This is a genomic window from Kaistia sp. SLG-1, from assembly GCF_059699055.1.
The window spans coordinates 1,311,611-1,338,157 of sequence record NZ_AP048544.1; the positions used below are offsets into that span (position 1 = coordinate 1,311,611).

The 26,547-nt window shown below is 66.4% G+C and carries 26 protein-coding genes; 16 read left to right on the forward strand and 10 right to left on the reverse strand.

Annotation, left to right across the window (positions count from 1 at the left end):
• Positions 1 to 576 precede the first annotated feature (576 nt).
• From AC6HZP_RS05810 to dhaL, 5 genes are all read left to right on the forward strand, one after another.
• On the forward strand, positions 577 to 1,317 hold the full coding sequence (locus tag AC6HZP_RS05810) for an amino acid ABC transporter permease (protein WP_201402693.1): 741 nt from the start codon (positions 577 to 579) through the stop codon (positions 1,315 to 1,317).
• Positions 1,314 to 2,102: an ectoine/hydroxyectoine ABC transporter ATP-binding protein EhuA gene (gene ehuA / locus AC6HZP_RS05815; RefSeq protein WP_497525771.1), complete on the forward strand. Its 789-nt coding sequence runs from the start codon at positions 1,314 to 1,316 to the stop codon at positions 2,100 to 2,102. Before AC6HZP_RS05810 ends, ehuA begins: the two co-directional genes overlap by 4 nt.
• 36 nt (positions 2,103 to 2,138) lie before the next feature.
• Positions 2,139 to 2,993, forward strand: a complete 855-nt coding sequence (locus tag AC6HZP_RS05820) for a substrate-binding periplasmic protein (protein ID WP_201402695.1) — start codon at positions 2,139 to 2,141, stop codon at positions 2,991 to 2,993.
• Between the two features lie 230 nt (positions 2,994 to 3,223).
• Positions 3,224 to 4,210, forward strand: a complete 987-nt coding sequence (locus AC6HZP_RS05825; RefSeq protein WP_497525772.1) for an aldo/keto reductase — start codon at positions 3,224 to 3,226, stop codon at positions 4,208 to 4,210.
• 100 nt (positions 4,211 to 4,310) lie between these two features.
• The gene (gene dhaL, locus AC6HZP_RS05830; protein WP_497525773.1) at positions 4,311 to 6,014 is read left to right on the forward strand and encodes a dihydroxyacetone kinase subunit DhaL; all 1,704 of its coding nucleotides are present in this window, start codon (positions 4,311 to 4,313) and stop codon (positions 6,012 to 6,014) included.
• Positions 6,015 to 6,147: 133 nt separating this feature from the next.
• On the opposite strand, the gene AC6HZP_RS05835 is transcribed toward dhaL, so the two are convergent.
• The 4 genes from AC6HZP_RS05835 to AC6HZP_RS05850 form a co-directional block, all read right to left on the reverse strand.
• Positions 6,148 to 6,900, reverse strand: a complete 753-nt coding sequence (locus tag AC6HZP_RS05835) for a ribonuclease activity regulator RraA (protein ID WP_201402698.1) — start codon at positions 6,898 to 6,900, stop codon at positions 6,148 to 6,150.
• Positions 6,901 to 6,992: 92 nt separating this feature from the next.
• A complete protein-coding gene (locus AC6HZP_RS05840; RefSeq protein WP_201402699.1) occupies positions 6,993 to 8,270 on the reverse strand; it encodes an ABC transporter substrate-binding protein in 1,278 nt (425 codons plus the stop codon).
• A gap of 57 nt (positions 8,271 to 8,327) precedes the next feature.
• The gene (locus AC6HZP_RS05845; RefSeq protein WP_201402700.1) at positions 8,328 to 9,170 is read right to left on the reverse strand and encodes a carbohydrate ABC transporter permease; all 843 of its coding nucleotides are present in this window, start codon (positions 9,168 to 9,170) and stop codon (positions 8,328 to 8,330) included.
• Between the two features lie 9 nt (positions 9,171 to 9,179).
• Positions 9,180 to 10,124, reverse strand: coding sequence for a carbohydrate ABC transporter permease (locus AC6HZP_RS05850; protein WP_497525774.1), 945 nt, complete (start codon positions 10,122 to 10,124; stop codon positions 9,180 to 9,182).
• A gap of 258 nt (positions 10,125 to 10,382) precedes the next feature.
• Between AC6HZP_RS05850 and AC6HZP_RS05855 the strand changes: the two genes are divergently transcribed.
• Positions 10,383 to 11,156 carry an IclR family transcriptional regulator gene (locus tag AC6HZP_RS05855; RefSeq protein ID WP_201402702.1) on the forward strand — a complete coding sequence of 258 codons (774 nt, stop codon included), beginning with the start codon at positions 10,383 to 10,385 and terminating at the stop codon, positions 11,154 to 11,156.
• 18 nt (positions 11,157 to 11,174) lie between these two features.
• On the opposite strand, the gene AC6HZP_RS05860 is transcribed toward AC6HZP_RS05855, so the two are convergent.
• Positions 11,175 to 12,077, reverse strand: coding sequence for a LysR substrate-binding domain-containing protein (locus AC6HZP_RS05860; RefSeq protein WP_497525775.1), 903 nt, complete (start codon positions 12,075 to 12,077; stop codon positions 11,175 to 11,177).
• A gap of 169 nt (positions 12,078 to 12,246) precedes the next feature.
• Here AC6HZP_RS05860 and AC6HZP_RS05865 point away from each other — a divergent pair, with 169 nt between their 5' ends.
• Entirely contained in the window at positions 12,247 to 13,068 is an 822-nt protein-coding gene (locus AC6HZP_RS05865) for an aldo/keto reductase (protein ID WP_497526742.1), read from the forward strand.
• Between the two features lie 43 nt (positions 13,069 to 13,111).
• Here AC6HZP_RS05865 and AC6HZP_RS05870 read toward each other — a convergent pair whose 3' ends face one another.
• On the reverse strand, positions 13,112 to 13,555 hold the full coding sequence (locus tag AC6HZP_RS05870; protein ID WP_497525776.1) for an acetyltransferase: 444 nt from the start codon (positions 13,553 to 13,555) through the stop codon (positions 13,112 to 13,114).
• Positions 13,556 to 13,710: 155 nt separating this feature from the next.
• Between AC6HZP_RS05870 and AC6HZP_RS05875 the strand changes: the two genes are divergently transcribed.
• The gene (locus AC6HZP_RS05875; RefSeq protein WP_201402706.1) at positions 13,711 to 13,971 is read left to right on the forward strand and encodes a DUF2171 domain-containing protein; all 261 of its coding nucleotides are present in this window, start codon (positions 13,711 to 13,713) and stop codon (positions 13,969 to 13,971) included.
• Positions 13,972 to 14,019: 48 nt separating this feature from the next.
• Here the strand turns inward: AC6HZP_RS05875 and AC6HZP_RS05880 are convergent, their stop codons facing one another.
• Complete coding sequence (locus AC6HZP_RS05880) at positions 14,020 to 14,562, reverse strand: TetR/AcrR family transcriptional regulator (protein WP_497525777.1); 543 nt, start codon at positions 14,560 to 14,562, stop codon at positions 14,020 to 14,022.
• Positions 14,563 to 14,647: 85 nt separating this feature from the next.
• On the opposite strand from AC6HZP_RS05880, the gene AC6HZP_RS05885 reads away from it, so the two are divergent.
• Positions 14,648 to 16,159, forward strand: coding sequence for an MFS transporter (locus AC6HZP_RS05885; RefSeq protein ID WP_497525778.1), 1,512 nt, complete (start codon positions 14,648 to 14,650; stop codon positions 16,157 to 16,159).
• A gap of 46 nt (positions 16,160 to 16,205) precedes the next feature.
• Here the strand turns inward: AC6HZP_RS05885 and AC6HZP_RS05890 are convergent, their stop codons facing one another.
• The 3 genes from AC6HZP_RS05890 to AC6HZP_RS05900 form a co-directional block, all read right to left on the reverse strand.
• Positions 16,206 to 17,105, reverse strand: a complete 900-nt coding sequence (locus tag AC6HZP_RS05890; RefSeq protein ID WP_497525779.1) for a carbohydrate ABC transporter permease — start codon at positions 17,103 to 17,105, stop codon at positions 16,206 to 16,208.
• Complete coding sequence (locus AC6HZP_RS05895; RefSeq protein WP_497526743.1) at positions 17,098 to 17,991, reverse strand: carbohydrate ABC transporter permease; 894 nt, start codon at positions 17,989 to 17,991, stop codon at positions 17,098 to 17,100. Before AC6HZP_RS05895 ends, AC6HZP_RS05890 begins: the two co-directional genes overlap by 8 nt.
• A gap of 87 nt (positions 17,992 to 18,078) precedes the next feature.
• Positions 18,079 to 19,347, reverse strand: coding sequence for an ABC transporter substrate-binding protein (locus AC6HZP_RS05900; protein WP_497525780.1), 1,269 nt, complete (start codon positions 19,345 to 19,347; stop codon positions 18,079 to 18,081).
• A gap of 202 nt (positions 19,348 to 19,549) precedes the next feature.
• Between AC6HZP_RS05900 and AC6HZP_RS05905 the strand changes: the two genes are divergently transcribed.
• From AC6HZP_RS05905 to AC6HZP_RS05935, 7 genes are all read left to right on the forward strand, one after another.
• Entirely contained in the window at positions 19,550 to 20,767 is a 1,218-nt protein-coding gene (locus AC6HZP_RS05905) for an ROK family transcriptional regulator (RefSeq protein WP_201402711.1), read from the forward strand.
• A 41-nt stretch (positions 20,768 to 20,808) separates the two neighbouring features.
• Entirely contained in the window at positions 20,809 to 21,909 is a 1,101-nt protein-coding gene (locus AC6HZP_RS05910) for a Gfo/Idh/MocA family protein (RefSeq protein WP_497525781.1), read from the forward strand.
• Between the two features lie 27 nt (positions 21,910 to 21,936).
• On the forward strand, positions 21,937 to 22,581 hold the full coding sequence (locus tag AC6HZP_RS05915; protein WP_201402713.1) for a ThuA domain-containing protein: 645 nt from the start codon (positions 21,937 to 21,939) through the stop codon (positions 22,579 to 22,581).
• 123 nt (positions 22,582 to 22,704) lie between these two features.
• On the forward strand, positions 22,705 to 23,376 hold the full coding sequence (locus AC6HZP_RS05920) for an ankyrin repeat domain-containing protein (protein ID WP_497525782.1): 672 nt from the start codon (positions 22,705 to 22,707) through the stop codon (positions 23,374 to 23,376).
• 13 nt (positions 23,377 to 23,389) lie between these two features.
• Positions 23,390 to 23,869: a nucleoside deaminase gene (locus tag AC6HZP_RS05925; protein ID WP_497525783.1), complete on the forward strand. Its 480-nt coding sequence runs from the start codon at positions 23,390 to 23,392 to the stop codon at positions 23,867 to 23,869.
• Between the two features lie 462 nt (positions 23,870 to 24,331).
• Positions 24,332 to 25,216 (forward strand): helix-turn-helix domain-containing protein, encoded by an 885-nt coding sequence (locus AC6HZP_RS05930; protein WP_497525784.1) that lies wholly within the window; start codon positions 24,332 to 24,334, stop codon positions 25,214 to 25,216.
• A 243-nt stretch (positions 25,217 to 25,459) separates the two neighbouring features.
• The gene (locus tag AC6HZP_RS05935; RefSeq protein ID WP_497525785.1) at positions 25,460 to 26,530 is read left to right on the forward strand and encodes an ABC transporter substrate-binding protein; all 1,071 of its coding nucleotides are present in this window, start codon (positions 25,460 to 25,462) and stop codon (positions 26,528 to 26,530) included.
• Positions 26,531 to 26,547: the final 17 nt, after the last annotated feature.

Sequence of the window (26,547 nt, forward strand, 5' to 3'; positions counted from 1 at the left end):
GAACGAGGGCGATCGCGGCGCACGATTTTTCCGAAGGCGGAGCGGCGGCGGGTCATCAGTTGCGTTCGCCGCGGACGGTATCTCCGGCGCTCTTTCGTCCTGATTTCGAGGTTTGCCGGGACGCGGCGGGCGGTGACGCTACTTTGTGCACAGACGCCGTCGCCCTCGAGCGTCCGGGGGGCCGGGCGGGCCGGGATGTGGCGCGCTCCGGCGTGAAACACTTATTTCCACAGTGAAATTGACGCCGGCGGGCCGGGTTTTCGACGCTCGGCGCGTTTCTTTCCGACTTATCTCGATTCATTTCCGTTGCCGCGTTTTCATGCCTTTTGTTCAGAACGAAGGCATGTATTCCCGTCCTGCGTGTGCCGGAATATCTGGCGGCAGCGTTTACCTTCCGCGCCGGAAAAAGGTGCGTTGACATTCGTCTGCGGCAAACCTAGCATCAAATTACAGAACATTGTTCTGCACTACAAAACAAATGGATTGGACCTGACGGCGCTCCGGCGGAGCCGCCGAAGGATCCGGTCTGGTCCAAGAACGACCCTGTGCTTCTGCTACGGATACGGAAGGCGTCCCGTGCTGACGACATTCATCAACCTGTTCAATTTCGACGGCATCGGCGACTATTTCCCCGATTTGATGCGCGGCGCCGCGATCAGCTTGCAGCTGACGTTCTGCGTGATGTTGATCGCGTTGCCGCTCGGCCTCTTGCTGGCGCTGGCAAAGCTCGGTCGCTCCCGAATTCTTCGGGTCGCCGCCTCGTTCTACATCGAGGTGATCCGCGGCACGCCGTGCCTCTTGCAGCTGTTCTACATCTACTTCGTGCTGCCGGCCTTCGGCATCCGCTTCGATCCGTTCATGGCCGGCGTCATCGGCCTGTCGGTCAACTACTCCGCCTATCTGGCCGAGGTGTATCGCGCCGGCATCGTCGCCATCCCGCATGGCCAGGTCGAGGCCGCCAAGGCGCTCGGCATGTCGCGCCGCAAGATGCTGCGCCTGATCATCCTGCCGCAGGCGATCCGTGTCGTCGTGCCGCCGCTCGGCAACTATTGCATCTCGCTGTTCAAGGATACGTCGCTGGTATCCATCGTCACCGTGCGCGAACTGATCTTCACCGGACAGATCATCTCGTCGACGAATTTCCAGTATTTCACCGTCTTCACCATCATCGGCGCGATCTACCTGTTCTTCTCCTATCCGGCGGCGCTGTTCGTCCGCTACCTGGAGAAGCGCATGGCGATCGGCGCGCGCCGCCCGCCCGTCGTGGTTTCCGACGTCGCCCAGGCCGAAGCCGCCGAAGGGACCGCCAAGTCATGATCCGCCTCGAAAGCATCAACAAGAGCTACGGCTCGCACCACGTCCTGAAGGACGTCTCGCTGAGCGTCGACCGGGCGGAAGTGGTCTGCGTCATCGGTCCGTCCGGCTCCGGCAAGTCGACCATGCTGCGCTGCATCAACAACATGGAGGAGATCAGCAGCGGCACGATCTCGATCGAGGGCCAGCCGGTCTATCGCTACGAGAAGGACGGCAAGCTCATCATCGACAGCGAGAAGCAGATCGAGGCGATCCGCGCCAAGGTCGGCATGGTGTTCCAGTCGTTCAACCTGTTCCCGCATCTGACCGTCACCGAGAACATCACGGTCGCGCCGATCCACGTGCTCGGCCGCTCCCGTGGCGAGGCGACCGACATCGCGCTGGCGCTGCTCGAAAAGGTCGGCCTGGCGCAGAAGGCGCAGGCCTATCCGCACGAGCTTTCCGGCGGCCAGCAGCAGCGCGTGGCGATCGCCAGGGCGCTGGCGATGCGGCCGAAGGCGATCCTCTTCGACGAGGTCACCTCGGCGCTCGATCCGGAACTGGTCGGCGAGGTGCTGCGCGTCATGCGCGCGCTCGCCGACGAAGGCATGACCATGGTCGTCGTCACGCATGAGATGGGCTTCGCCCGCGACGTCTCGGACCGCGTCGTCTTCATGGCCGACGGCCGGATCGTCGAAAGCGGCAAGCCGCACGAACTCTTCGCCGCCCCGCAGCAGGAGCGGACAAGGGACTTTCTGCGATCGGTCCTCGAGCGCAACAGGGAAATGGGCGCCGCGGCCGGTCGATAAACGCGCTTCAAGCAATAACAACGAGGGGATACATCCGTGAATTTCAAGAGCTTGGTTCTCGCGACCGCGGTTGCGACCATGATGACGGGTTCCGTCGCCATGGCCGGCGACATCGGCGTCGGCAATGCCACCTATCATGGCGGCGACGGCTCCTATCAGCGCGCCATCGACAACGGCATCACGCTGCTGATCGCCGCCGATCCGCCGAACACCTATCTGGACGAGAAGACGAAGGAATATGACGGCACCGACGTCCGCATCTTCCGCGAAGTGACCAAGCGCCTCGGCATCGACAAGGTGACCTGGTCGCTGATCCCGTTCGACGCCATGGTGCCGACGCTGCTGTCCAACCGCGGCGACGTCATCGTCGACAATCTGCACGAGAACGAGAAGCGCCTGAAGGTGCTGGCCTTCACCGGACCGTCCTACTGGTACGGCTCGGGCGTGACGGTGGCGAAGGGCAACCCGCACAACATCCACAGCTGGGACGACTTCGCCGGCAAGACCGTCGGCACGCTGCGCGGCTCGGTCAACCACGGCCTGCTCGAGAAGCGCACCGACCTGAAGGAACTCAAGCTCTATACCAGCAACGAGGCCGAGTTCTCCGACATCATCGCCGGCCGCCTCGACGTCGGCATGGAAGACGACATCAAGGTCGGCCAGTTCCTGAAGAAGCATCCCGACGCCGCCATGGAGCTGGTCGCCGACTACAAGCCGCTTCCGGAAGAATATGGCTATGCCCGCTACGCGCTCCGCAAGGACGACGTCGACCTGAACAGCGCCATCTCGCGCGCGCTCGCCGAAATCCGCGCCGATGGCACCATGTCGGAAATCCTCAAGGAGTTCGGCTACACCGACCGCAATCTCTGGTTCTTCCCGGTCAAGAACTGACGCTTTCGACCGGCCCCGCCTCGCGGCGGGGTTCCGCACAGCGATATCGCAGGCCGGCTCACGCCGGCCTGCATTGCATTTGCTTCCTGCCTCAAGTCGCGCGAGGGTAGGCGGGCGCCGACCGGCCGCCCCTTCTCCGGCGGCGGCCCCCTGGGAGCCTCGAGGCTTCGCGGTGCGAAGGGACAGGCGATCCATCGGGTCGCCGCGCGGACACGAAGAAAGATGACCACATGAAGAACCGTCAGCTCGGGCGCACCGGCGCCACGATTTCGGAGATCGGTTTTGGCGCCTGGCAGATCGGCGGCGCCTGGGGCGACGTCAGCGAGGCCGACGGCAAGAAGGCGCTGAACGCGGCGCTCGATGCCGGCGTGTCCTTCATCGACACCGCCGACGTCTATGGCGACGGCCGCTCGGAAAAGATCATCGCCGAGGTGCTGAAGGAGCGCGGCGGCCTCCGCCCGTTCGTCGCCACCAAGGCGGGACGTCGTCTGAGCCCGCATGTCGCTGAGGGTTATACCGGCGCCAACATCGAGGCCTTCATCGATCGCAGCCTCAAGAACCTGCAGACCGACACGCTCGATCTGGTGCAGCTGCACTGCCCGCCGACCGAGGTCTATTACGAGCCGGATTTCTTCGGTGAGCTCGACGGCCTTGTCGCCAAGGGCAAGATTCGCCACTACGGCGTTTCGGTCGAGAAAGTCGAGGAAGGGCTGAAGGCGATCCAGTATCCGAACGTCGCCACCGTCCAGATCATCTACAACATCTTCCGCCAGCGGCCGCAGGAGCTGTTCTTCACGGAAGCCGCGAAGAAGAATGTCGGCATCATCGTCCGCGTGCCGCTCGCCTCGGGCCTGCTCTCCGGCAAGATCACCCGCGACACCGCCTTCCGCGCCGACGACCATCGCAACTTCAACCGCCACGGCGAGCAGTTCGATGTCGGCGAGACCTTCGCCGGCGTGCCGTTCGAGGTGGCGCTGGAAGCGGTCGACGAGCTGCGTCCGCTGGTGCCGGAAGGCGTCGCGATGTCGACCTTCGCGCTCCGCTGGATCCTGCAGCAGCCGGCCGTCTCGGTCGTCATCCCCGGCGCCCGCAACGAGGCGCAGGCGCAGTCCAACGCCGCCGCGAGCGACGGGGCGGCCATCGCTCCCGAGACGCTGGCCCGGATCTCCGAGATCTACGACCGGCTGATCAAGCCGCACGTCCACCAGCGCTGGTAGGCGCTTCTCCCGCCTCCGGGCCGCCGCGCACCGATTGCGCGGCGGCCCGCGAACGATGCCGACAGCATGCGGCTCGACAGGGGCCGACGGGAGGAATGCGATGAAGAAGCTGATCAACGCGACGGCCGACGTCGTCGACGAGATGATCGCCGGCCTGGCGATCGCCAATCCCGGTCTCGCGCTGCTCGAAGGCGAGCGGGTCGTGCTCCGCGCCGATATCGAGGCGTTCAAGGCGAGCGGCCGCGTCGCGCTGATCTCGGGCGGCGGCTCCGGACATGAACCGGCGCATGCCGGCTATATCGGCGAGGGGCTTTTGACCGCCGCCGTTTGCGGCGACGTCTTCACCTCGCCGTCGACGGACGCCGTGCTGGCGGCGATCCGCGCCGCGACCGGCCCGGCCGGCGCGCTGCTCATCGTCAAGAACTATACCGGCGACCGCCTGAATTTCGGCCTCGCCGCCGAGATCGCCCGCAGCGAGGGCTTCGCGGTCGACATGGTGGTCGTCGCCGACGACGTGGCGCTGGCCGAGAATGCCGAGACCGCCGGCCGGCGCGGCATCGCCGGCACCGTGCTCGTGCACAAGATCACCGGCGCGGCGGCGGCCGAGGGACTGTCGCTCGCCGATGTGAAGACCGAGGCCGAGCGCGCCATTTCAGCGATCGGCAGCATGGGCGTCGCCCTTTCCGCCTGCACCGTGCCGGCCGCCGGCAAGCCGGGCTTCACGCTCGGCGACGGCGAGATCGAGCTTGGCCTCGGCATTCATGGCGAGGCCGGCGTCAGCCGCACGGCGATGCAGCCGTCGCGGGCGCTGGTCGAGATCCTGCTCGGCCGCATCTTCGCCGACCGCAAGATCGGCCAGGGCGACCGCGTCGCGCTCCTCGTCAACAATCTCGGCGGCACGCCGGTGATGGAGATGCAGATCGTCGTCGCCGACGTCGCCCGCGTGGCGGCGCGCTTCGGCGTGACGATCGACCGTCTCTGGGCCGGCACCTTCCTGACCGCGCTGGAGATGGCCGGCTGCTCGCTCTCGGCGATGAAGGTCGACGCGGCGCTGCTCGCCCGTCTCGACGCGCCGGCGTCCGCCCCGGCCTGGCCCGGTCGCGGCGCCGGTCCGATCGGCGACGGGCCGAAGTTGATTTCGCAGGCGGCGGTGGCGCCCGGCGCGCCGGAAGCGGGGGAGGGCGACCCGCGACTTGCCGTCGCTGTGCGCGCGGCGGCCGAGGCGCTGATCGCCGACGAGGCGCGGCTGACGGACCTCGACCAGCAGGTCGGCGACGGCGATCTCGGGCTCAATCTGGCGCGCGGCGCCGAGGCGATCCTGAAGGAGATCGACGCCTATCCGGACAAGCGCGCCGCTGCCGTGCTCCGCGCGTTGTCGGCCAGCCTGCGCAAGACCGTCGGCGGCACCTCCGGCGCGCTCTATGCGGCTGGATTGCTGCGCGCCGCCTCCGAACTCGAGGGCGTTCCAACGCCCGGTTTCGCCGATTGGGCGAGGGCGTTCGCGGCCGGCTCGGCGGCGATCGCGCGGCTCGGCGACGCCAAGGTCGGCGACCGCACCATGCTCGACGCCCTGCTGCCGGCGGCGGAGGTGCTGTCGGCGGCTTCCGCCTATGGTGGCTCGGAGGTTCTCGGCCACGCCATCGCGGCGGCGCGTGAGGGAAGTGCTGCGACCGCTGCGATCGCCTCGCGGCGTGGCCGCTCCAGCTATCTGGGCGAGCGCGCGGTCGGCGTTCCGGATCCCGGCGCCGAGGCGGTCGTCGTCTGGCTGGCGGCGATCGCCGGCTCGCGCGGTCGGCCGGGCTGAGCGGCGAACAGCACCGGCAAGGCCAAGAAGGGCACCGGCACGGCCAAGAAGAGCATCGGCAAGGCGGAGAGTGGAGGGTTGCTCCCGCGCCTTGCCGTGCCGTGCTCCGGTCCTGGACCGGTCCGGAGCAGTGTCAGGTCGCCGCGTGCTTCTTGTCGTGCTCGCGGCGCCAGGCCTGGTATTCCTCTTCGGCCGCCGGCGTCAGCGGGTAGTATTTGCGCAGGTCCGCGCCCTCGGAAAGCTTGAGCTTCGAGAACTCTTCCCACTCCGTGTGCTTGCTGGCGCGCTCCAGCAGCTCCTCGGCCATGGCGATCGGCACGACCACGACGCCGTCATCGTCGGCGATGATGATGTCGCCCGGGATCACCAGCGCGTTGCCGCAGGCGATCGGCACGTTGACGCCGAAGGGAATGATGCCGGTCTGGGTGTGGAAGTTCGGCGTCGTGCCGCGGATCCAGTAGCCGAGATCGAGCTTCATCGCCTCGGCCGAGTCGCGGATGCAGCCGTCGATGATCACGCCGGCGCCGCCGCGGCCGGCGAAATAGGTCAGCATCATCTCGCCGAACACGCCGCTCGCCATGTCGCCGCGCGCGTCGACCACGACGACGTCGCCGGCCTGCGCGTGATAGAGCACGTGCCGGTGCAGCTGCTTTTCCGGGTCGTCATATTCGCTGGCGCCGTAAAGGTCCTCGCGCTTCGGCATGAACTGCAGCGTCAGCGCCGGGCCGGCGATGCTGCGGCCCTTGGTATAGGGCAGGGGACCGCGGATCTGCGGGTCGCGGATCCCCATCAGGTGCAGTTCGCCCGCCGCCGTGGCGCTGCCGACCTTGGCGAGGGCGTCGACCAGGGCGCGCGGCGGTCTCTTGATGTCGGGTGTGTGGGTCATCTCGTGTTTCCAGGTTGCGCGCTCGGGCGCGGGTAGGGGAGCCTGTGCGCCGGCGGGAGACCCGGCCCGGGAAGCCCGGGCCGGGCCTTGCCTCACTGCGCGGCGGCCAGACGTTCCATTTCAGCCTGCGCCCAGGCGACGGCCTTCTCCGGGCTCTCGCCGTCGACCAGCACGCGCTGCAGCGACTGGGTGACGATCTTGGCGTTGAAGATGGCGGCGGCGGTCGCGGACGGCGGGCCGGCATGGCCGTCGACCAGGCCGTTGCGGGCCATTTCGTCGAAATTGGCGAAGGCCGGCGTGTCCTTGAACAGCGGCATGGTCTTCGTCTGCTCCGGGTAGATCGGCACCCAGCGGCCGCCGACCGTGGCGATGATCTGCTCGTAGCGAGCCGGCTCGAAGAAGTGGTTCAGCCACGCCTTGGCGTCGTCGGGACGCTTGGTGTCCTTGCTGACAAGCCAGGAGAAGGACGAGATCATGTTGGCCGAGCGGCCCTTCTCGCCGGGGCCCGCCGGAATGGCGATCATCGCCGTGTTGGCGAGCAGGTCCTCGTCGTTCTGCACCATCCACTGGTAGATGCTGGGCGGATTGATGGTGAAGGCGGTGCGGCCCGTCTGGTAGGCGGTGTTGTTGCCGGCGTCGTCCCAGGTCAGCGTCGAGCGCGGGATCGTGCCCTCGGCGAACATGTCGGCGATGTACTGGTAGGCGGCCACCGTCTCCGGCGAGTTCCAGGTGATCGTCTTGCCGGTCTCGTCGAACATCTGGCCGCCATAGGACAAGACGATCATCCGCGCGAAGGATTCGGCGTCGTTGGCCGAGGACAGCGTCATGCCGAAGGCGGTGATGCCCGGATTGGCCTTCAGGATCGCCTGCGAGGCCGTGCGCAGCTCGTCCAGCGTCTTCGGCACTTCCAGGCCGACTTCCTTGAGCAGATCGGTGCGGGCGAACATCGGCACCACGTCGACCTCGAGCGGCAGGGCGTGCGCCTTGCCGTCATACATCACCTGCGAGACGGTGCTCTCGTAGATGCCGCCCGGCACGGCCCGCATCGTCTCCAGGATGTCGTCGAGCGGCAGGGTGACGCCGAGCTTGGCGTAATACTGCGCCTGCGGGCCGACCTGCATGAACACGTCGGGCGGCGCGCCGGCCTGCAAGGCCGCGGCGAGGCGCTCGGTCATGGCGTTGCCGGGGACGACGACATATTCGACGTCGATGCCGCGCTCCTTGCCGAACTGCACGGCCATCTCGGTGATCAGGTCGTCTGCCTGCTGGTTGAAGGCCTGCAATCCCCAGATCGTCAGGTCGGCTGCCTGTGCCTGGAACGGCAGCAGGGCTGCGGCCGAGACCAGCAGGGTCATGGCGAGTTTCTTCATGGTTTCCTCCTCCTTTTTGGTCGTTGAACTTTGTGTTTGTTGGTCTTCCCGGGCGCGCTAGCCCTTGACGCTGCCGGCGGCCAGGCCCTCGACGATGTAGCGCTGCGCGACGATGTAGATGATCAGAATCGGCACGATCGCGATGACGGAACTCGCCATCAGCTGGCCCCAGATGAAGGTGTCGCCCATGATCAGGCCGGTCAGGCCGGCGGTCAGCGTCTTGGTGTCGTTCGAATGGACGAAGACCAGCGCGTACAGGAACTCGTTCCAGGCATGGGTGAAGGCGAAGAGCGCCACCACGGCGAGGCCGGGCTTGGCGATCGGCAGGATCACCTTCAGGAGCGTCTGCAGCCGCGTCGCGCCGTCCACCGTCGCCGCCTCGTCCAGCTCGCGCGGGATGGTGCGGAAGTAGCCGATCAGCATCCACGTGCAGAACGGCACGGTGAAGGTCAGGTAGGCGACGACGAGACCCGTCTTGGTGTTGATCAGCCCCATGTTCTGCAGCACCAGGAACAGCGGGATGAACAAGAGCGACGGCGGCAGCAGATAGGCCATGACGATGGCGCGCGCCGCGGCACCCCGGCCCTTGAAGCGCATGCGGGCGATCGGATAGGCGGCGAGCGCGCCGATCACCGCTGAGATCAGCGTCACCGAGATGGCGACGGTGGCGCTGTTCAGCACGAATTGCGGGAATTTCGAGTTGAACAGCGCGGTGTTGAAGTTCGCGAGCGTCGGGCGCGCCGGCAGCAGGGTCGGCGGAACCGCGTAGATCTCGCGGGATGTCTTCAGCGAGGTGACGACGATCCAGTAGATCGGCGCCAGCGACCAGAACAGGGCGATGACGATGCCGATCGCCGTGAGGATGCGGCCGACCAGAAGTTCTGTCGTGCTCTTGACCATGTCCGGCTCCTATTCTTTCGACGACAGCATGCGGCGCGTCAGCAGCACGATCAGGATGACGAAGACGGGGATCACCGAGACGAGGACGGCGGCGCCGAGCCCGAGCTGGCTCTGGGTGATGCCGTATTCGTAGGCGAGCGTCGGCAGGATGTGCGTGCGCATCGCCGGGCCGCCGCCGGTCAGGATGAACACCATGTGGAACGAGTTGAACGTCCAGATCGTCGACAGCATCACCGTGACGAAGATGACTTCCTTCATCTGCGGCAGCGTCACCGAGAAGAAGCGCCGGAGCGGGCCGGCGCCGTCGATGGCGGCGGCCTCGTTCAGATCGCTCGGAATGGCGGTCAGCGCGGCGAGGAACATCATGGTGAAGAAGGGGAGGCCGTGCCAGACCATGGCGGTGCCGATCGAGAGCATGGCGATCCGCGGATCGGACAGCCAGTAGATCGGCTGGTCCGACAGGCCGAGCGCCAGCACCAGATAGCTGAGCACGCCCGCCTGCTCGTCGAAGATCCATTTCCACGACAGGCCGGCGATCAGACCGGGAACTGCCCAGGGCAGGAAGACCAGGGCGCGGACCAGCCCGCGCGCCGGCATCTTCTGCGCCAGCAGCACCGCGCAGACGAGGCCGATCACCAGCTTCACGGCGACGACGCCCACCGTCAGCACCAGCGAGTTGAAGGCGGCGCGCAGATAGTGCGGATCGCTGAGCAGCTTGGTGAAATTGGCCAGCCCGACGTAGGAGCCGGCCTTGGCGACCATCTGGTCGGTGAACGACGTCGTGACGCCGTCAACGAGCGGATAGGCGATGAAGGCGGCGAAGACGGCGGCCGCCGGCGCGAGAAACGTGTAGGCGACCAGCCAGTCCGGTCGCCGCGTCGGATTGCGGCGGGGAACGGGGGGCGCGGTGAAACCTTTGGGCAGCCGGGCCGCCTCAGCTGCGGCCGGTCGCATCGACGCCCTCCCTCAGTCCGTTCATGTCGCCGAGGGTGACGGTAGCGGCGAGGCCGGTCCGGCGCGTCGCGACCCTCATGTCGCGCGGCCCTTCGACGGACAGGACGGAACTCGGGCGTGAATTGGCGTGGCCTGAATTGACATGGCGTTTCCTCAACCGACTTGCTGCCGCGTTTCGGGCAGGCTATTGACGAGTTTATTATTTGAATTTTACTCGTTCATATTGTAACCGTGGCAAAGAAGCCGGGAGGTGTCAACGTGTCTGATGACGAGGAGGGGCTGCAAAATCGCAATCCGGCCATCGAGCGGATGATGGCGATCCTGACCGAGCTTGAGAAAACCCCGTCCGGCCTCAGCCTGAAGCGGCTGGCGGAGCGGACCGGCGTGACGCGCTCGACCGTGTACCGGATCCTGAATTCGCTCGAGGCGCACGACATGGTGCGCCAGGTCGACCGCGCCCAATATGTCCTCGGCGCCCGGCTGCTGTCGCTCGCCGACGGGGTCACCTCGACGCCGGTCAGCCGCGAGATCGCGGAGAAGGCGCAGCCGCATCTCGACCGCCTCGCGGCGACGTTTGGCGAGAGCTGCAAGGTCTCCGTCTATGATCGTGGCTTCGTGCTCGTGATCGCCGCCGCCACCGGCCACAATCCCTATGCCCTGCATGCCGCCATCGGCCAGCACCTGCCCATCCATGCCGGCGCCGGCAGCAAGGTCCTGCTCGCCCACCAGCCGGAGGCGGAGATCGAGGCGGTGCTGTCGCACGAGCTCAAGCGCTACACCGTCCTGACCTTCGTCGATCCGGAGGCGCTCCGGGCCGAGCTCGCGCTGGTCAGGGCGCGCGGCTGGTCGCGCGACGGCGGCGAATTCGCCGTGTCGGTCAACGCCTATGGCGCGCCGATCGTCAATCTGTCGGGCCAGGTGGTCGCCGCGATCAGCATTCCGTTCCTGGTCGGCCAGGATGCCGAATATGAGGACAAGGTTCGCAACATCGCCATGACGACGGCAATCGCGATCGGCAGCGACCTGACCTGATCGACCGGCTCTCCGCCATCACGGCTGCCGCAGGAAGGCCTGCAGCAGGGGCACGGTGAAATCGAGGAAGGCGCGCACCCGGTGCGGCATGCGCTCGCCGCCGAGGAAGAGGGCGTGGATCTCCTCCTCGTCGCCGACGGTCTCGGCAAGCACCTCGACGAGACGCCCCTCGGCGAGATCGGCGCGCACGTGATAATCGCCGAGGCGGGCGAGCCCGACGCCGGCGACCGCTGCCCTTCGCATGGTTTCGCCATTGTTGGTGAGGAGCGAGCCGGTGACGGCGCGGTCGACCGTGCGGTTGCCCTCGCGCAGCGGCCAGACCGGCACGGCGCGGCGAAAGTTGAAGCCGAGGCAATTGTGCCGGGCGAGATCGTCGACCGAGCGCGGCGTGCCGAACTGCTTGAGATAGGCGGGCGAGGCGACGATCTTGCGCCGCGCGACGCCGATCCGCCGGGCCCGCATGCTGGAATCCTGCAAGGTGCCGACGCGAAAGGCGACGTCGGTGCGGTCGAGATAGAGATCGACCATCTCGTCGGATAGCGACAGGTCGACCCGGATGTTGGGATAGGCCTGCCAGAAGCCGGTGAGCGTCGGCTCGACGCCGTAGATGCCGAAGGCGACCGAGGCGTTGACCCGCACCGTGCCGCCGGCGCAGGCCGCTCCCTGCGAGAGCTCGCGCTCCACTTCGTCGAGCTCGGCGAGCAGCGCCAGGCTGCGCTCGTAATAGAGCTGGCCCTCGGCCGTCAGCGACAGCCGCCGCGTCGACCGCTCCAGCAGGCGGACGCCGAGCCGCGCCTCGATGCGCGAGATCAGCTTGCTCACGGTCGAGGGCGTCATGCGCATCTGGCTGGCGGCGGCCGAGAAATTCCCGGCCTCCACGACGCGCAGGAACACCTGCATTTCGCCGGCGCGATTGTCCATTGGGCGATCCGATCGGTGAATTGGTTTCACAGATTGTGTGGCCCACCAGCGAATTATCAAGCGCCAATGCGGCCGTTATCTCCTCGCCATGCGGAAACGGCGGCAAACGTGTCGCTGCCGCCACCACGGCAAGGGCGGCGCCGCGTCGCTCTCCTCCAGGAGTTTGATGATGCAGACTGTGAAGGCGCATGGCGCGTCGATCCCGGCGCTAGGGTTCGGCGTGTTCCGGATGTCGGATGACGAGGTCGAGCGGGTCGTCCCGGCAGCGCTCGAGGCCGGGTTTCGCCATTTCGACACGGCGCAGATCTATCAGAACGAAGCCGCGCTCGGTCGCGCGCTTGCCGTAGCCGGCGCGCGTCGCGACGATCTCTTCCTGACCACCAAGGTGTGGGTCGACAACTATCACCCGGATCGCTTCATGGCCTCGGTCGAGGAGAGCCTCGACAGGCTGCGGGTCGATCGCGTCGACCTGCTTCTGCTGCACTGGCCCGGCGACGCCGTCCCCGTCGCCGAGCAGATTGCCATGCTCAACGCGGTGAAATCGGCCGGCAAGACGCTGCATGTCGGCGTCAGCAACCAGAACATCGCGCAGATGCGCGAGGCGCTCGCCCTGAGCGCCGCGCCGATCGTCACCAACCAGATCGAGGCGCATCCCTATCTCGACCAGCGTGCCGTCGCGGCGGCAGCCAAGGCCGACGGCGTCTCGGTGACGGCCTATTTCGGCATGGCGGACGGCGCGGTGCCGCAGGATCCGCTGCTTGCCGCGATCGGCCAGAGATACGGCAAGAGCGCGGCGCAGGTCGGATTGCGCTGGCTGCTGCAGCAGGGTTTCGTCGCGCTCTCCAAGACGGCGAAGCCGGAGCGCGTCGCCGAGAACATCGCGGTGTTCGATTTCGAGCTGGCGGAAGACGAGATGGCGGAGATCGCCGGTCTCGCCCGCGCCGATGGCCGGCGCGTCAGCCCGCCGGGCCTGGCGCCCGCCTGGGACTGAGCGCTTCGCCGGCCGGCCCGATCGGGCGCCGGCCGGCTTGGCTTTAGTCCTGCTCCAGCTTCAGGTGGAGCAGGGGGAAGGGGCGGCCTTCGTCGTCCAGCTCGGAGCGGCCGGTGACCACGAAGCCGAGGCGCTGATAGAAGGCGCAGCCGCCCGGGTTCTGCTCGTTGACGTCGACGGTCAGCACCGGCGCCGACTTTCGGGCGTGCTGGATGAGCAGCCGCCCGATGCCCTTGCCGTGCTCGGCCGGGTCGACGAACAGCGAATCGATCTTCGCCTCCGTCATGCCGAGGAAGGCGAGCGGGCGATCGGAGGCGTCGACGACGACCGAAAAGGCCGCGTTCGGCAGATAGGCGCCGCGCACCATGACGCCGATCGAGGCGATGTCCGCCTCGGTCAGGAAGTGGTGCGTCGCCTGCACGGCGCCGAGCCAGATCTCGTACATCCGGTCGAGGTCGTCGGGGCGGGAAGGGCGAATTTGATACATGCTGGCTACCGAAACGCGAAAGGGAGGCACGAAATAAGGGAAGGGGCCGGCAGGGTAAAGAGGGGCGGCGGCAGGCTTGCCGGCGAAACCCGATCGGCGGCCGCATCCAGACGCCGACTTCCGCGTTGTCATGGGTCAACCCAAGGAGATGCGGAATGTTCGATGCAGCACGGATCAAGGAACATGCGGACGTCATCGGAGCCGATGGTGTCCATGTCGGCACGGTCGACGGGGTCGAGGGCGATCGGATCAAGCTGACCAAGCGCGACAGCGGCGAGGGTTCGCATGCCGGCCATCACCATTTCATTCCGCTGGCGCTGGTTGCGGATATCGAGAACGGCAGGGTGCGGCTTTCCGCCAATGCCGACGTCGCGGTGACCTTCGAGGAAGAGCAGAGCGGCGTCTCCACCGAGTGATGCCCCGACGATGAAAAAGGGTCCGCCAGCGCGCGGGCCCTTTAGCTTTCAGCCTGGCACGATCGCCTGGATATCCGCGAAGATGGCGTCCCAGGCGTCATTCTCGATGTCGATCAGGCCGAGGCCGCGCAGCAGGAAGGCGCCTTCCGACGCCAGGATCGCGGTCAGCGCCCTGCGCCCCGCTTCCGTCGAGATGTCGATCCGCCCGAACAACTCCTCGTAATAGCCCTGGATCTGGATCTGATAGGCGGGCGAGCGAACGAGGCTTGCGAGCAGGGCGCTGGCGCGGATGCTCGCCAGCCTGTCCTCGCGATGGTTGGCGTCGATATGCGCCGAGGCGTGGGCGAACGGCTCGTCGGCATGGTTTTCCAGATACGCGCCGACCAGCCCCTCATAGGAGGCTTCGGCCCGCTCCAGCATCGCCTCGATCAGCGCGTCCTTGGTGCCGAAGGAATAGAGCACGCCGCCCTTGCTGACGCCCGCCTCGCGGGCCACGGCGTCGATCGTCAGGTTGATGACGCCGGTCGTGGCGATCACCCGGTCGGCGGCGTCGAGCAGCGCTTCGCGATCGATGGTTGGACGTCTGCCCATGGCTTTTCTCTTTTAATACCGTCTGGACGGATATATATCTCCGCCCCCGCCCCGGCAATCCATCCGGCGCGGAAAGGAGAAGACCATGACAATCGCGCCTCGCAATCGCTGGCTGGTCCTGACCGCCGTGATCCTGGCGTTCCTGCCGGTGGTCGTCGACATGACGATCCTGCATATCGCCGTTCCCACGCTCACCGTCGCGCTCGGCGCGAGCGGCACGGAAATCCTCTGGATCATCGACATCTATCCGCTGATCATGGCGGGGCTGCTGGTGCCGATGGGAACGCTCGGCGACCGGGTCGGCCATCGTCGGCTGATGCTGATCGGTCTCTCGATCTTCGGCCTCGCCTCGATCTCGGCCGCCTTTTCGCCGACCGCGATGATGCTGATCCTTTCGCGCGTGCTGCTCGCCGTCGGCTCGTCGATGATCATTCCGAGCGTGCTGGCGCTCATCCGTCAGACCTTCGAAGACCCGAAGGAAAGGGCGCTCGCGCTCGGCGTCTGGAGCACGGTCGCTTCGGCAGGCGCTGCCATCGGCCCGCTGACGGGCGGCTTCCTGCTCGAGCATTTCTGGTGGGGATCGGTGTTCCTCATCAACGTGCCGATCATGCTGGTGGTGCTGCCGGTGGTGTTCCTGCTCATCCCGAACCGGCCCGTCGCGGCGCTGGGCAGCTGGAAGATCGGTCATGCGCTGCTGCTGATCGCCGGCCTGATCGCGACGGTCTATGCGGTGAAGACGGGCTTCAAGGCGGGACCGTCGGTCTTTGTCTTCGGCGTGCTTGCGCTCGGGCTCGCCCTGATCGCCTGGTTCGCCCGGCTGCAGATCGTCGCCGCCGAGCCGCTTCTCGACCTGTCCCTGTTCCGCAAGCCGGCCATCTCGGTCGGCATGCTGATGGCCTTCATCGCGTCCGGCTCACTCGCCGGTTTCGAGCTGCTGCTGGCGCAGGAGCTGCAATATGTCTATGGCCGGACGCCGCTGCAGGCCGGCCTGTTCATGATGCCGCTCGTCGTCGCCTCGGCGATCGCGGGGCCGATCGCCGGCAAGCTCGCCGGCCGCTTCGGCCTGCGCTGGCTCGGCACGGTCGGTCTCGCCGCCGCGTCCCTGGCCTTGTTCGGCATCAGCCAGTCGAACATTGGCGGCGACGACGTGGCCATTGCCTGCCTGATGGCGCTGCTCGGTTTCGCGCTGGGCGTCGGCCTGCTGGCGTCGTCGGCCGCCATCATGGGCGCCGCGCCGGTCGAAAAGGCGGGGGCCGCCGGATCGCTCGAGGCCACCGGCTACGAGCTCGGCGCCGGTCTCGGCATCACCTTCTTCGGCGTGCTGCTCAGCGCGATCTATCGCAACAATTTCGGTCTCGGCCTGACGGGGGAGGCGGGCGTCGCCGCCCACTCGATCGGCGAGGCGATGGTGGTGGCGCAGAAGATCGGCGGCGCGGAGGGCGAGGCGATCGCCCAGACGGCGCGGATCGCCTTCGCCAGCGCCCATGCCTCGGTCCTGATGGTGACGGCGGCGCTGATCGCGACGCTCGCCGTCGTCGTCTTCGTGGCGCTGCGCAACGAGGGAACCGAGGCCGGGGCCGCCGTCGCGGAGCACTGACGACAAGGGTCCGCCGGATCTTCGGCGGACCCTTCCGCTCGTTCGTTCAGCCCTTCACCGCGCCCGCCGTCAGGCCGGCGACGATGTGCTTCTGGGCGCCGAAGAAGACGATGATCGTCGGCAGGATGGTGAGCGTGATGAAAGCGAGCACCAATTGCCAGTCGGTCGAGAATTCGCCCTGGTAGACCATGATCCCGAGCGGCCACGGATATTTGCTGTCCGTGTTCAGGAGGATCAGCGGCATGATGTAGTTGTTCCAGGAATTCACGAAGGCGATGATGCCGACGGTCGCCAGGATCGGCCGCGAGAGTGGCAGCGTGATGTGCCAGAAATAGCGGATATAGCCGCAGCCATCGACGAGCGCCGCGTCGAACAGTTCATGCGGCACGTTCTGGAAGAATTTCCGGAACAGCATGATGCTCATGCCGAGCCCGAAGGCGACCTGGGGCAGCACCACGCCCCAATAGGTGTCGAGCAGGCCGAGGTCGCGGATGCGGATGAACAGCGGCAGGATCGCGGTCGCGACCGGGAACATCAGCCCGATCAGGAAATAGTTGAGCAGGAAGCCCGAGCCGAAGAACTTCACATGCGCGAAGGTGAAGGCGGCCATGGCGGCGACGGCCAGCGTCAGGATCACCGACAGCACCGCGATAATCAGCGAATTGCCGAGCATCTGCCAGTAGCGCGCGCTGACCAGGATATCGAGGTAGTTGGACCAGATCCATTGGCTCGGCAGGCCGAACGGATGGACCCGCAGGTCGCCCAGCGTCTTGAAGCCGCCGAGCGCCGTGGTGAGGAGCGGCAAAAGCACGATCGCCGCGACCAGGAACAGGCTCGCATAGAGATAGAGCCAGGTGACGAAGCTCAGCCGATGCTTCGAGAATGCGTCCCGGCGCGGCTGCCGGGCGGCGAGGGGCTTCGCGGCGATGATGGTCTGATCAGTCATTGCGCATGAAGATCCGTTTGTAGCCGAAGGCCAGCGTGATGCAGATGACGAACAGCACGACGCCGACGGCGCTGCCGAAGCCGACCTTCATGCGGGTGATGCCGTAGGAATAGAGGAAGGTGACCATGGTCTGGGTGCTGTTCGACGGCCCGCCGCCGGTCAGCGGCATGATCATGTCGAAGAGCTGCAGCGAGCCGATCACCGAGAAGAAGACCGAGAGCCGGATCGTCGGCGCGAGCAGCGGCAGGGTGATGTTGCGGAAGCGCTGCCAGCGCGTCGCGCCGTCCATCTCGGCCGCCTCGTAGTAGCTCTTGTCGACCGATTGCAGGCCGGCGATGAACAGCATCATGTGGAAGCCGAAATACTTCCAGACGATGACGCCGAGCACGGCATAGATGGCGAGGTTCTTGTCGGCCAGCACATAGGGCGAGCTGACGTTGAAGAACGAGGCGATGGCGGCGAACAGGCCGTAGTCGCCGTCATAGACGAAGCGCCAGATCAGGCCGGCCGCCACGTCGGCCAGCACATAGGGCATGAAGAAGATCAGCCGGAACGAGACGGCGCCGGGAATGCGGTGCGACACCATCGTCGCGAGCCACAGCGCCAGCGGAATCTGGATCACGATCGACACGATCATGATCAGGCCGTTGTTGACCAGCGCCTGGCGGAAGGCGCCGTTGCGGAACAGAAGCTCGAAGTTCTTCAGGCCGATGAACTTCTCCGGCAGCCCGTAGCCGCTCCAGTCATAGAGACTGTACCAGGCCGCCTCGCCCATCGGCAGGATGACGAAGAGGGTGAAGATCAGCAGCGCTGGCGGCAGGAACAGGACGAGCACGGGCAGCGTCCCGCCGTTCCTGCGGTGGCCGCCGGCGCGGGCGGCAATCATCGTTTGGGTCATCGGCCCGAACTCTCCGGCTGGAAAGGATCGGCCGCCGCGGGCAGGGAAGCCGCGGCGGCGATGGACAGCCCTGGGCTAGTGCTCCAGTTCCCAGGCGTCCTGGATCTGCTGGGCGGCGTCTTCCGGCGACATCTGGCCGGAGACGATCTCGACGGAGACGTCGTTGACAACGCGCCCGACGGCGGGGCCGAGATCCTGGTCGAGGAAGTTCTGGTGCCAGGTCGAGGCGGCGAGCCCCTGCGCGGCGTTCTTGACCAGCGGCTCCTGGATCGCCTCGCCGCTGCCGATCGCGGCGGGGATGATCAGGTTCTTGCTCGCCATCAGCTTCTGGCTTTCCGGATTGGTCAGGAAGGCCGCGAATTCGAGCGCCTCGGGCGGCGCGTTCTTGGTCAGCACCCAGCCGTTGATGCCGCCCATCGTGTCGGTCAGCTGGCCGGCGCCGCCCTCGACGAGCGGGAAGGCGAAGGTGCCGATCTGGTCCTTGGGCAGGCCCTTGCCGTCGGCGGCGCCGTTGGCCTGGACATAGACCGTGCTCTCGAAGCCGAGCAGCATGGCCGCCTTGCCGTCGGCGAAGACGCCGATCGTCTGCGGCCAGGTGGCGCCGAGATAGCCCTGCTGGAACGGCTCGAGCTTGCCGAGCGCCGCCAGGTCCTGGCCGGCCTTGATGAAGGCTTCCGACTTGAAGCCGTCGCCCTCGTTGGCCTTCGCCGCGTCGAACGCCGCCTTGCCGCCTTCGCGCATGGCGAGGTAGCCCCAGTAGAAATGGATCGGCCACTTCTCGCCGCCGCCGCCGGCGATCGGGGTAATGCCGGCTTCCTTGAGCTTCTTCACCGCCGCCAGGAAGTCGTCCCAGTTCTTGATGCTGGCGGCGTCGACGCCGGCCTTCTCGAACAGCGCCTTGTTGTAGTGGAAGCTGACCAGGCCCGTCTGGTAGGGCAGGGCATAGACCTTGTCCTCGACCGTCAGGCCGTTGACGAGCGCCGGGTTATAGACCGCGCGGAGCTTGCCGCCATCCGCGTCCATCGCCTCGGTCAGGTCCTTGATCGCGCCGGTGCGGGCCTGCTCGGCCAGCACGCCGCCGCCCCAGGTGTAGAACAGATGCGGCGGGTCGTTCGACTGCAGCAGCGTCGGCAGCTTGGCCTTGAACGCCTCGTTCTCGAGGAACTGCATCTCGATCTTGACGCCCGGATGGGACGCCTCGAAGCTCTTGACGATCTCCCCCCAGGCGGCGCCGACATCGGGGTCTATGTTCAGGTGGAGCCATTTGACCGTGGTATCGGCAAGTGCCGTGCTGGCCGAAAGCGCAAGCCCGATCGCCGCGCCGCAGAGCGTTCTGAACTTCATCGATTGTCCTCCCAGACGGGCCCGGCCGTTTCCTCCCACCGGAACCCGTTTAATAAACAATGCGGATTAAATCTGTTCCCGATATGGGGTGGCTGTCAAGCGAAGCTGCTATTTGCTGCGGTGCAGCGCAGAAATCTGGCGTTGACACGCCTCCTTTGCAGTGTGAATAACTGCCTGACCCGGATTAAATGGCCCCCTGGAAATGAAGACAGCTGATCCCGAATTGATGCGCGCCATCAATCGCTTCCACGTGATGGACGCGATCCGGAGATATGGCCCGATCTCGCGCGTCGAGATTTCGGATCGCACGCAATTGTCGGCGACGACGGTCTCGGCGATCACCGCCGCGCTGCTCGACGACGCGCTGATCGTCACGCATCAGCTCGGCGGCATTCGCGACGCGGCGCGCGGCCGCCCGCGCGTCATGCTCGATCTCAATCCACACGCTGCCTATGTCGTCGGCGTCAAGCTGGCGCTCGACCAGATCACGATCGCGACCACCAATTTCCGCGCCGACGTGCTGTCGAGCCTGATGCTGCCGATCCGGCTCGGGCGCCAGCCGGTTTCGGTCATCGCCGACCTCGTCGAGGACGGCATCCGCCGCTCGGTCGCCGATGCCGGCCTCACCATTGAGCAGATCTCCGGCGTCTGCGTCGGGCTGCCCGGGGTGGTCGAGCGCATGGCCGGCGTCTGCCGCGCCAGCCCCATCTTCGGCGAGCGCGACGTGCCGTTCGCGGCGGAGCTGACGGCGCGCCTCGGCGGCGTCGTGTCGACGATCGACAGCGACGTCAATCTCGTCACGCTCGCCGAGCACTGGTTCGGCCAGGCGCGCGGCCTCGATGATTTCCTCGTCATTTCGGTGGAGCTCGGGCTCGGCCTCGGCATCCTGCACAATGGCGAATTGTTCCGCGGCGCCAACGGCCTCAGCCCGGATCTCGGCGACCTGATGGTGCGCACGGCCAATGGAAGCGGCCCGGTCCGGCTCGCCGCCGCCGCCTCCGAGGCGAGCATCCTGGCGGAGGCGCGCGAGATCCTCGCCGGTGGCGAGCACGAGCATGCCTTCCGCCTCGGCCGCGGCATGGAGAAGATCCTGGAACTCGCCGCCGCCGGCGAGCCGCGCATCCTGGCGTTGCTGGAGCAGGTGGGCGGGTCGCTCGGCTTCGCGATCGCCAATCTGATCACGCTGTTCGCGCCGCCGAAGGTGATCCTCGCCGGTGCCGCGCTGCAGGCGGGCGACGCGCTGGTCGAGCCGATCCGGCGCACGGTCGCGGAACTCCTGCCGCCCAGCCTCGCCGATGTCTCCGACATCGTCGTGCATCACTGGGCGGACGACATCTGGGCCCGCGGCGCCGCCGCCATGACCCTGCGCGACCTCTATGGCGCGCCCTGGAACACGACGGGTCCGGTCGTGCACCGCTGACCGTCACACAGAAATCCATCGCATCTGGGAGTGAGCGCGAGATGGTTGAACGGGTAGGAATTGGCTTTATCGGCTGCGGCAATATCAGCGCCGCCTATCTGAAGGCGGCGAAGGGCTTCCCGATCCTCGACATTCGCGGCGTCGCCGATCTGAATGCCGACGCGGCGAATGCCCGCGCGACGGAATTCGGCCTGAAAGCGATGTCGATCGACGCGATGCTCGCCGATCCCTCGATCGAGATCATCGTCAATCTGACCATCCCCAAGGCGCATGTCGATGTCGGCCTCCAGGTCGTCGCCGCCGGCAAGCATGTCCATTCGGAAAAGCCGCTCGGCATCTCGACCGCGGAGGCGCGCCGGCTGGTCGACGCGGCGAAGGCGAGGGGCGTCCGCCTCGGCAGCGCGCCGGATACGTTCTTCGGCGGCGCGCACCAGACCAGCCGCAAGCTGATCGACGAGGGCGCCATCGGCACGCCGATCGCCGGCACCGCCTTCTTCATGTGCCCCGGCCATGAGAGCTGGCATCCGAGCCCCGGCTTCTACTATCTCGGCGGCGGCGGCCCGATGCTCGACATGGGCCCCTATTACGTCACCGACCTGGTCAATCTGCTCGGCCCCGTCGCCCGCGTCGCCGGCGTCGCCACCAAGCTGCGCGACGAGCGCCTGGTCACCAGCGAGCCGCTCAACGGCACGAAGATCCCGGTCGAGGTCGCGACCCATGTCGCCGGCACGCTGCAATTCGTTTCCGGCGCCGTCGTTACCATCGCCATGAGCTTCGACGTGCCGCGCCACCAGCACAGCCCGATCGAGCTCTATGGCTCGGCCGGCTCGATCCTGGTGCCGGATCCCAACCATTTCGGCGGCGACATCAAGCTGGCGACCGCCTCGGAGGACTGGCGCACGGTGCCGACGCAGCACGGTTATGCGGACGGCAATTTCCGCGTCATCGGCGTCGCCGACATGGCGGAGGCGATCCGCACCGGCCGACCGCACCGCGCCAGCGGCGACCTGGCGTTCCACGCGCTGGAGGTGATGGAGGCGTTCCAGCGTTCCTCTGACACCGGCGAGCACATCACGATCGAGAGCCGCCCGGAGCGGCCGGCCGCTCTGCCGGTCGGCGTCGCCATCGGCGCGCTCGGCTGACCATTGAGATCAACAGGGAGTGAGACCATGCGCGAGGCATTGATTGTCTGGGGCGGCTGGAGCGGCCATGAGCCGGAGCAGGGCGCCCACGTCATCGCCGGGATGCTCGAGGAGGAAGGCTTCAAGGTCTATCTCGAGAATTCGACCGAGGCCTTCGCCGATCCGGCGATCGCCGACATGAGTTTGATCGTGCCGATCTACACCATGTCGAAGATCGAGAAGGAGGAGCTTCTCAATCTGACCAAGGCGGTCGAGGGCGGCGTCGGCCTCGCCGGCTATCATGGCGGCATGGGCGACGCGTTCCGCGAGGCGGTCGAGTACCAGTTCATGGTCGGCGGCCAGTGGGTGGCGCATCCCGGCAACATCATCGACTACCATGTCGACGTGACGAAGCCGGACGATCCGATCATGGCGGGCCTGCCGGCGCGGTTCCCCTACCGGTCCGAGCATTACTACATGCATGTCGACCCCTCGAACGAGGTGCTCGCCACGACGACCTTCACCGGCGATCACGCCTACTGGATCGACGGCGTCGTCATGCCGGTGGTCTGGAAGCGCAAGCATGGCAAGGGACGGGTGTTCTATTCCTCGCTCGGCCATGTCGCGAGCGAGTTCGAGGTGCCGGAGATGAATACGATCATGCGTCGCGGCCTGCTCTGGGCGGCGCGCTGAACGCATGCTTCCTGCCGGCCACGCTTCCGGGCGTGGCCGGCATGGTCCGCCGGCCGGGCTGGGCAGGACGGCCCGGCTCTGTCATCCTCGACCCGTTCGCGACGACACGGTAGCCGAGGGACAATGTTGAAATCCTTGAAGATCCTGACCTTTGTCTTTCTGGCGATCGTCGCCTTTCCCGTGATGGCGTCTGGACAGGGCATGAACGAAACCAAGCTGCAGGCGGCGGCCGCGAAAGGCGACGTCGCGACGATCAAGGACCTCCTGTCGCAGCCGATCCAGATCGACGCGCGCGACGCCAACGGGCGCACGGCGCTGCTGCTGGCGACCCATGCCAACCAGGTCGAGGCGGCGAGGGCGCTGATCGAGGCCGGCGCCGACGTCAACGCCAAGGACGATATCCAGGACAGTCCCTATCTCTATGCCGGCGCGCGCGGGCATCTCGAGATCCTCAAGCTGACGCTCGACCACGGCGCTGATCTCAAGAGCACCAATCGCTTTGGCGGCACGGCGCTGATCCCGGCGGCCGAACGCGGGCATGTCGAGACCGTCCGCAGGCTGATCGAGGCGGGCGTCGCCGTCGATCACGTCAACAATCTCGGCTGGACGGCGCTTCTCGAGGCGATCATCCTCGGCAATGGCGGCGAAAAGCACCAGCAGATCGTCCAGCTTCTGGTATCGGCCGGGGCGGACCCGAACCTCGGGGATCGCGAGGGCGTCTCGCCGCTCCGGCATGCCCGCGACCGGGACTACAAGGCGATCGAGGCGATCCTCGTCGCGGCGGGCGCCCGCTGAAAGGAGAGATCCGATGACCGACGCGCAGGACTATCTCCGCCAGGCGATCGAGCTCGCTTACGACAATCTCGAACAGGGAGGCCGGCCGTTCGGGGCCGTGCTGGTCCGGGACGGCGCGATCGTCGCGACGGGCGTGAATGAGGTCATCGACACCAACGACCCGACGGCGCATGCCGAGCTGATGGCAATCCGCGCCGCGAGCCGCAAGATCGGTTCGCCCAATCTCGAAGGCGCGGTTGTCTATGCGAGCGGCCATCCGTGTCCGATGTGCATGGCCGCGATGCGGCTCGCCGGGGTCAAGGAAGTGGCCTATGCCCATTCGAACGAGGACGGCGCTCCCTATGGCCTGTCCAGCGCCGCGATCTACGCCGACCTCGCCAAACCGTTCGCCGAACAGTCGATGACGATCCGCCACGTGCCGACCCGCCTGCAGGCGCGGCCGGAGCTCTATGCCGACTGGAAGCGGCGCCAGGACGAGAACGCCGCGTCCTGAGTGGGTGGCTTTGTTCGGAGATCGCGGCGGTCGATCGGCTGCCTCTTGGCCTTTAGGCCGATCGACCGACTCCACCATCATCCTGAGGTGCTTCGCGCGAGCGAAGCCTCGAAGGAGGCTCCAGCGCGCATTCCGGTGCGCAGACGCAATCCGGCGAGTCCGCCCCGCGATCTACTCAGGTGTTCCCTGGACCCTCCTTCGAGGCCCGGCTTTGCCGGGCACCTCAGGATGATGGTCGAGTTCTGGAATGCAGTCCGGAAGGGCACCTCCCCATCCGTGCCGCTTGGCGGGTGTCTCGCATCAAAAAAGTATCAGTGAGATGATGCCGGTTTGGTAGCATGGGCCGGCGGAGCCCCCTAGGGTCAGGTCATGCAGAGAACCACATAAAGCTGGCCTGCTGGGAGTTCCGTGACGAAGCCGGCGAAGAACTGGCATGGAACGGTTTGGGTGGGGAGGTCCGCCATGACGCCTGATCTGGAAGTCGTGCAAATCTGCCGGGGCGAGTCCTTCAAGGCCTGGTCTCACGGCTATCCGTTTCGCACCGTGCGCTGGCACTTTCATCCCGAATACGAACTTCATCATGTCGTCGCGACGCGAGGACGTTATTTCGTCGGCGATTTCATTGGCGAGTTCGAGCCCGGCAATCTGGTGCTGACGGGGCCGAACCTGCCGCATAACTGGATCAGCGACCTGCCGGAAGGCGCGACGGTGCCGCTGCGTTGCCGGATGGTGCTGTTTTCGCAGGAACTCATCGGCAGCCTCATCAACCTGCTGCCGGAGCTCGCCGCCTTCGACCGCGTGCTGGAGATGAGCCGTCGCGGCGCGCTGTTTTCGCCGGATACCGCGGCCGAGGCCGCGCCGCTGGTCAAGGAGATGACCGAGGCGCAGGGCATCCGCCGGATCGAGCTCTTCGTCACCCTGATGGGGATCCTGAGCCGCTCCGAGGACATGCGGCCGCTCGCGAGCTCGCATTATCTGCCGGATCCGTCCGGCTACATGTCGGTCGGCATCAACAAGGCGCTCGCCTATGTCGGCGAGCATCTGACCGAGCCGTTCAGCGAGACGGACCTCGCCAAGATCGCCGGTCAGAGCCCGAGCGCCTTTTCGCGCAGCTTCCGCCGCCACACCGGCATGGCGCTGGTGCAGTTCGTCAACCGGCTCCGGATCAATCTCGCCTGCCAGCTCCTGATGAGCAACGCGGCGCAGCCGATCACCGAGATCTGCTACGCGGTCGGCTTCAACAATCTGTCGAACTTCAACCGCCAGTTCCTGGCGCAGAAGGGCATGCCGCCCTCGCGCTTCCGGACGTTGTTGGCGGAGAACTCAAAGGTGGCACAGGCTGCCTGAGTAGCGGAGGAGCAGGGAGGAAAGTCCATCGTCGTCGAAGGCCCAAGGTGAGGCGCTTGCCCGCTTCGCCATAGGGAACGTTTGTCCAAATTTCCAAGAAGAAGTCCAGGCGGAAAGGGAGAGAAAATCGAGGATTTGAAAATGCCGGATCCGGAGGGATCCTGCCCGAAACCTTCAAGCCTCGTGATTTCGTCTGGCTCCGCGTTTCTCATAAGCATAATCTTACCAAAGGGAGAAGACCGAATGACAAAATTTGCTTGGAAGCGGGCCGGCGCCTTGGCGCTGGCGGCGGGCTTGCTCAGCGGCGCCGCCACCTTCGCGCAGGCGGCGGAGGTCACCGACGCCACGGTGGCGTTCCTGATGCCGGACCAGGGCTCGACCCGCTACGAGGAGCACGACTATCCGGGCTTCAAGGCCGAGATGGACAAGCTCTGCCCCGGCTGCAAGGTGATCTACCTGAACGCCGGCGCCGACGTGACCCGTCAGCAGCAGCAGTTCAACTCGGTCATCTCGCAGGGCGCCAAGGCGATCGTGCTCGATCCCGTCGATTCGTCCGCCGCCGCCTCGCTGGTCGAGCTGGCGCAGAGCCAGGGCATCAAGGTCATCGCCTATGACCGCCCGATCCCGGACGCCAAGGCCGATTTCTACGTCTCGTTCGACAATGAGGCGATCGGCAAGTCGATCGCGGAATCCCTCGTCAACCATCTGAAGGCCAAGGGCGTCTCGCCGGACAAGGGCGGCGTGCTGCAGATCAACGGCTCGCCGATCGACGCGGCCGCCGGCCTGATCAAGAAGGGCATCCACGCTGGTCTCGACAACAGCGGCTACAAGATCCTCGCCGAATACGACACGCCGGACTGGATGCCGTCCAAGGCGCAGGAATGGGCTGCCGGTCAGGTCACCCGCTTCGGCGACCAGATCGTCGGCATCGTGGCGGCGAATGACGGCACCGGCGGCGGCGCGATCGCGGCGCTGAAGGCGGCCGGCGTCGACCCGCTGCCGCCCGTGACGGGCAATGACGCTACCACGGCCGCGCTGCAGCTGATCATCGCCGGCGACCAGTACAACACGATCAACAAGCCGAGCGAGATCGTCGCCGCGGCCGCCGCGAAGGTCGCGATCCAGCTCCTGAAGGGCGAGACGCCGGAAGCCGGGACGACGCTCTACAACACGCCGTCGCAGCTCTTCGTGCCGGTCGTGGTCACGGCCGACAACTTCAAGGCCGAGATCATCGACAAGAACATCGCCAAGGCCGATGCGCTCTGCGTCGATCGCTATGCGGACGGCTGCAAGGCGCTTGGTATCGCCAAGTAAGTGACGCCGCCCGGCCT

What these genes read in the sequence shown, in the direction of transcription:
- ehuA (WP_497525771.1), top strand. Translation starts at nt 1,314, where the DNA reads ATGATCCGCCTCGAAAGCATCAACAAGAGCTACGGCTCGCACCACGTC.
- AC6HZP_RS05825 (WP_497525772.1), top strand. Translation starts at nt 3,224, where the DNA reads ATGAAGAACCGTCAGCTCGGGCGCACCGGCGCCACGATTTCGGAGATC.
- dhaL (WP_497525773.1), top strand. Translation starts at nt 4,311, where the DNA reads ATGAAGAAGCTGATCAACGCGACGGCCGACGTCGTCGACGAGATGATC.
- AC6HZP_RS05835 (WP_201402698.1), bottom strand. Translation starts at nt 6,900, where the DNA reads ATGACCCACACACCCGACATCAAGAGACCGCCGCGCGCCCTGGTCGAC.
- AC6HZP_RS05840 (WP_201402699.1), bottom strand. Translation starts at nt 8,270, where the DNA reads ATGAAGAAACTCGCCATGACCCTGCTGGTCTCGGCCGCAGCCCTGCTG.
- AC6HZP_RS05845 (WP_201402700.1), bottom strand. Translation starts at nt 9,170, where the DNA reads ATGGTCAAGAGCACGACAGAACTTCTGGTCGGCCGCATCCTCACGGCG.
- AC6HZP_RS05850 (WP_497525774.1), bottom strand. Translation starts at nt 10,124, where the DNA reads ATGCGACCGGCCGCAGCTGAGGCGGCCCGGCTGCCCAAAGGTTTCACC.
- AC6HZP_RS05860 (WP_497525775.1), bottom strand. Translation starts at nt 12,077, where the DNA reads ATGGACAATCGCGCCGGCGAAATGCAGGTGTTCCTGCGCGTCGTGGAG.
- AC6HZP_RS05865 (WP_497526742.1), top strand. Translation starts at nt 12,247, where the DNA reads ATGCAGACTGTGAAGGCGCATGGCGCGTCGATCCCGGCGCTAGGGTTC.
- AC6HZP_RS05870 (WP_497525776.1), bottom strand. Translation starts at nt 13,555, where the DNA reads ATGTATCAAATTCGCCCTTCCCGCCCCGACGACCTCGACCGGATGTAC.
- AC6HZP_RS05875 (WP_201402706.1), top strand. Translation starts at nt 13,711, where the DNA reads ATGTTCGATGCAGCACGGATCAAGGAACATGCGGACGTCATCGGAGCC.
- AC6HZP_RS05880 (WP_497525777.1), bottom strand. Translation starts at nt 14,562, where the DNA reads ATGGGCAGACGTCCAACCATCGATCGCGAAGCGCTGCTCGACGCCGCC.
- AC6HZP_RS05885 (WP_497525778.1), top strand. Translation starts at nt 14,648, where the DNA reads ATGACAATCGCGCCTCGCAATCGCTGGCTGGTCCTGACCGCCGTGATC.
- AC6HZP_RS05890 (WP_497525779.1), bottom strand. Translation starts at nt 17,105, where the DNA reads ATGACTGATCAGACCATCATCGCCGCGAAGCCCCTCGCCGCCCGGCAG.
- AC6HZP_RS05895 (WP_497526743.1), bottom strand. Translation starts at nt 17,991, where the DNA reads ATGATTGCCGCCCGCGCCGGCGGCCACCGCAGGAACGGCGGGACGCTG.
- AC6HZP_RS05900 (WP_497525780.1), bottom strand. Translation starts at nt 19,347, where the DNA reads ATGAAGTTCAGAACGCTCTGCGGCGCGGCGATCGGGCTTGCGCTTTCG.
- AC6HZP_RS05905 (WP_201402711.1), top strand. Translation starts at nt 19,550, where the DNA reads ATGAAGACAGCTGATCCCGAATTGATGCGCGCCATCAATCGCTTCCAC.
- AC6HZP_RS05910 (WP_497525781.1), top strand. Translation starts at nt 20,809, where the DNA reads ATGGTTGAACGGGTAGGAATTGGCTTTATCGGCTGCGGCAATATCAGC.
- AC6HZP_RS05915 (WP_201402713.1), top strand. Translation starts at nt 21,937, where the DNA reads ATGCGCGAGGCATTGATTGTCTGGGGCGGCTGGAGCGGCCATGAGCCG.
- AC6HZP_RS05920 (WP_497525782.1), top strand. Translation starts at nt 22,705, where the DNA reads ATGTTGAAATCCTTGAAGATCCTGACCTTTGTCTTTCTGGCGATCGTC.
- AC6HZP_RS05925 (WP_497525783.1), top strand. Translation starts at nt 23,390, where the DNA reads ATGACCGACGCGCAGGACTATCTCCGCCAGGCGATCGAGCTCGCTTAC.
- AC6HZP_RS05930 (WP_497525784.1), top strand. Translation starts at nt 24,332, where the DNA reads ATGACGCCTGATCTGGAAGTCGTGCAAATCTGCCGGGGCGAGTCCTTC.
- AC6HZP_RS05935 (WP_497525785.1), top strand. Translation starts at nt 25,460, where the DNA reads ATGACAAAATTTGCTTGGAAGCGGGCCGGCGCCTTGGCGCTGGCGGCG.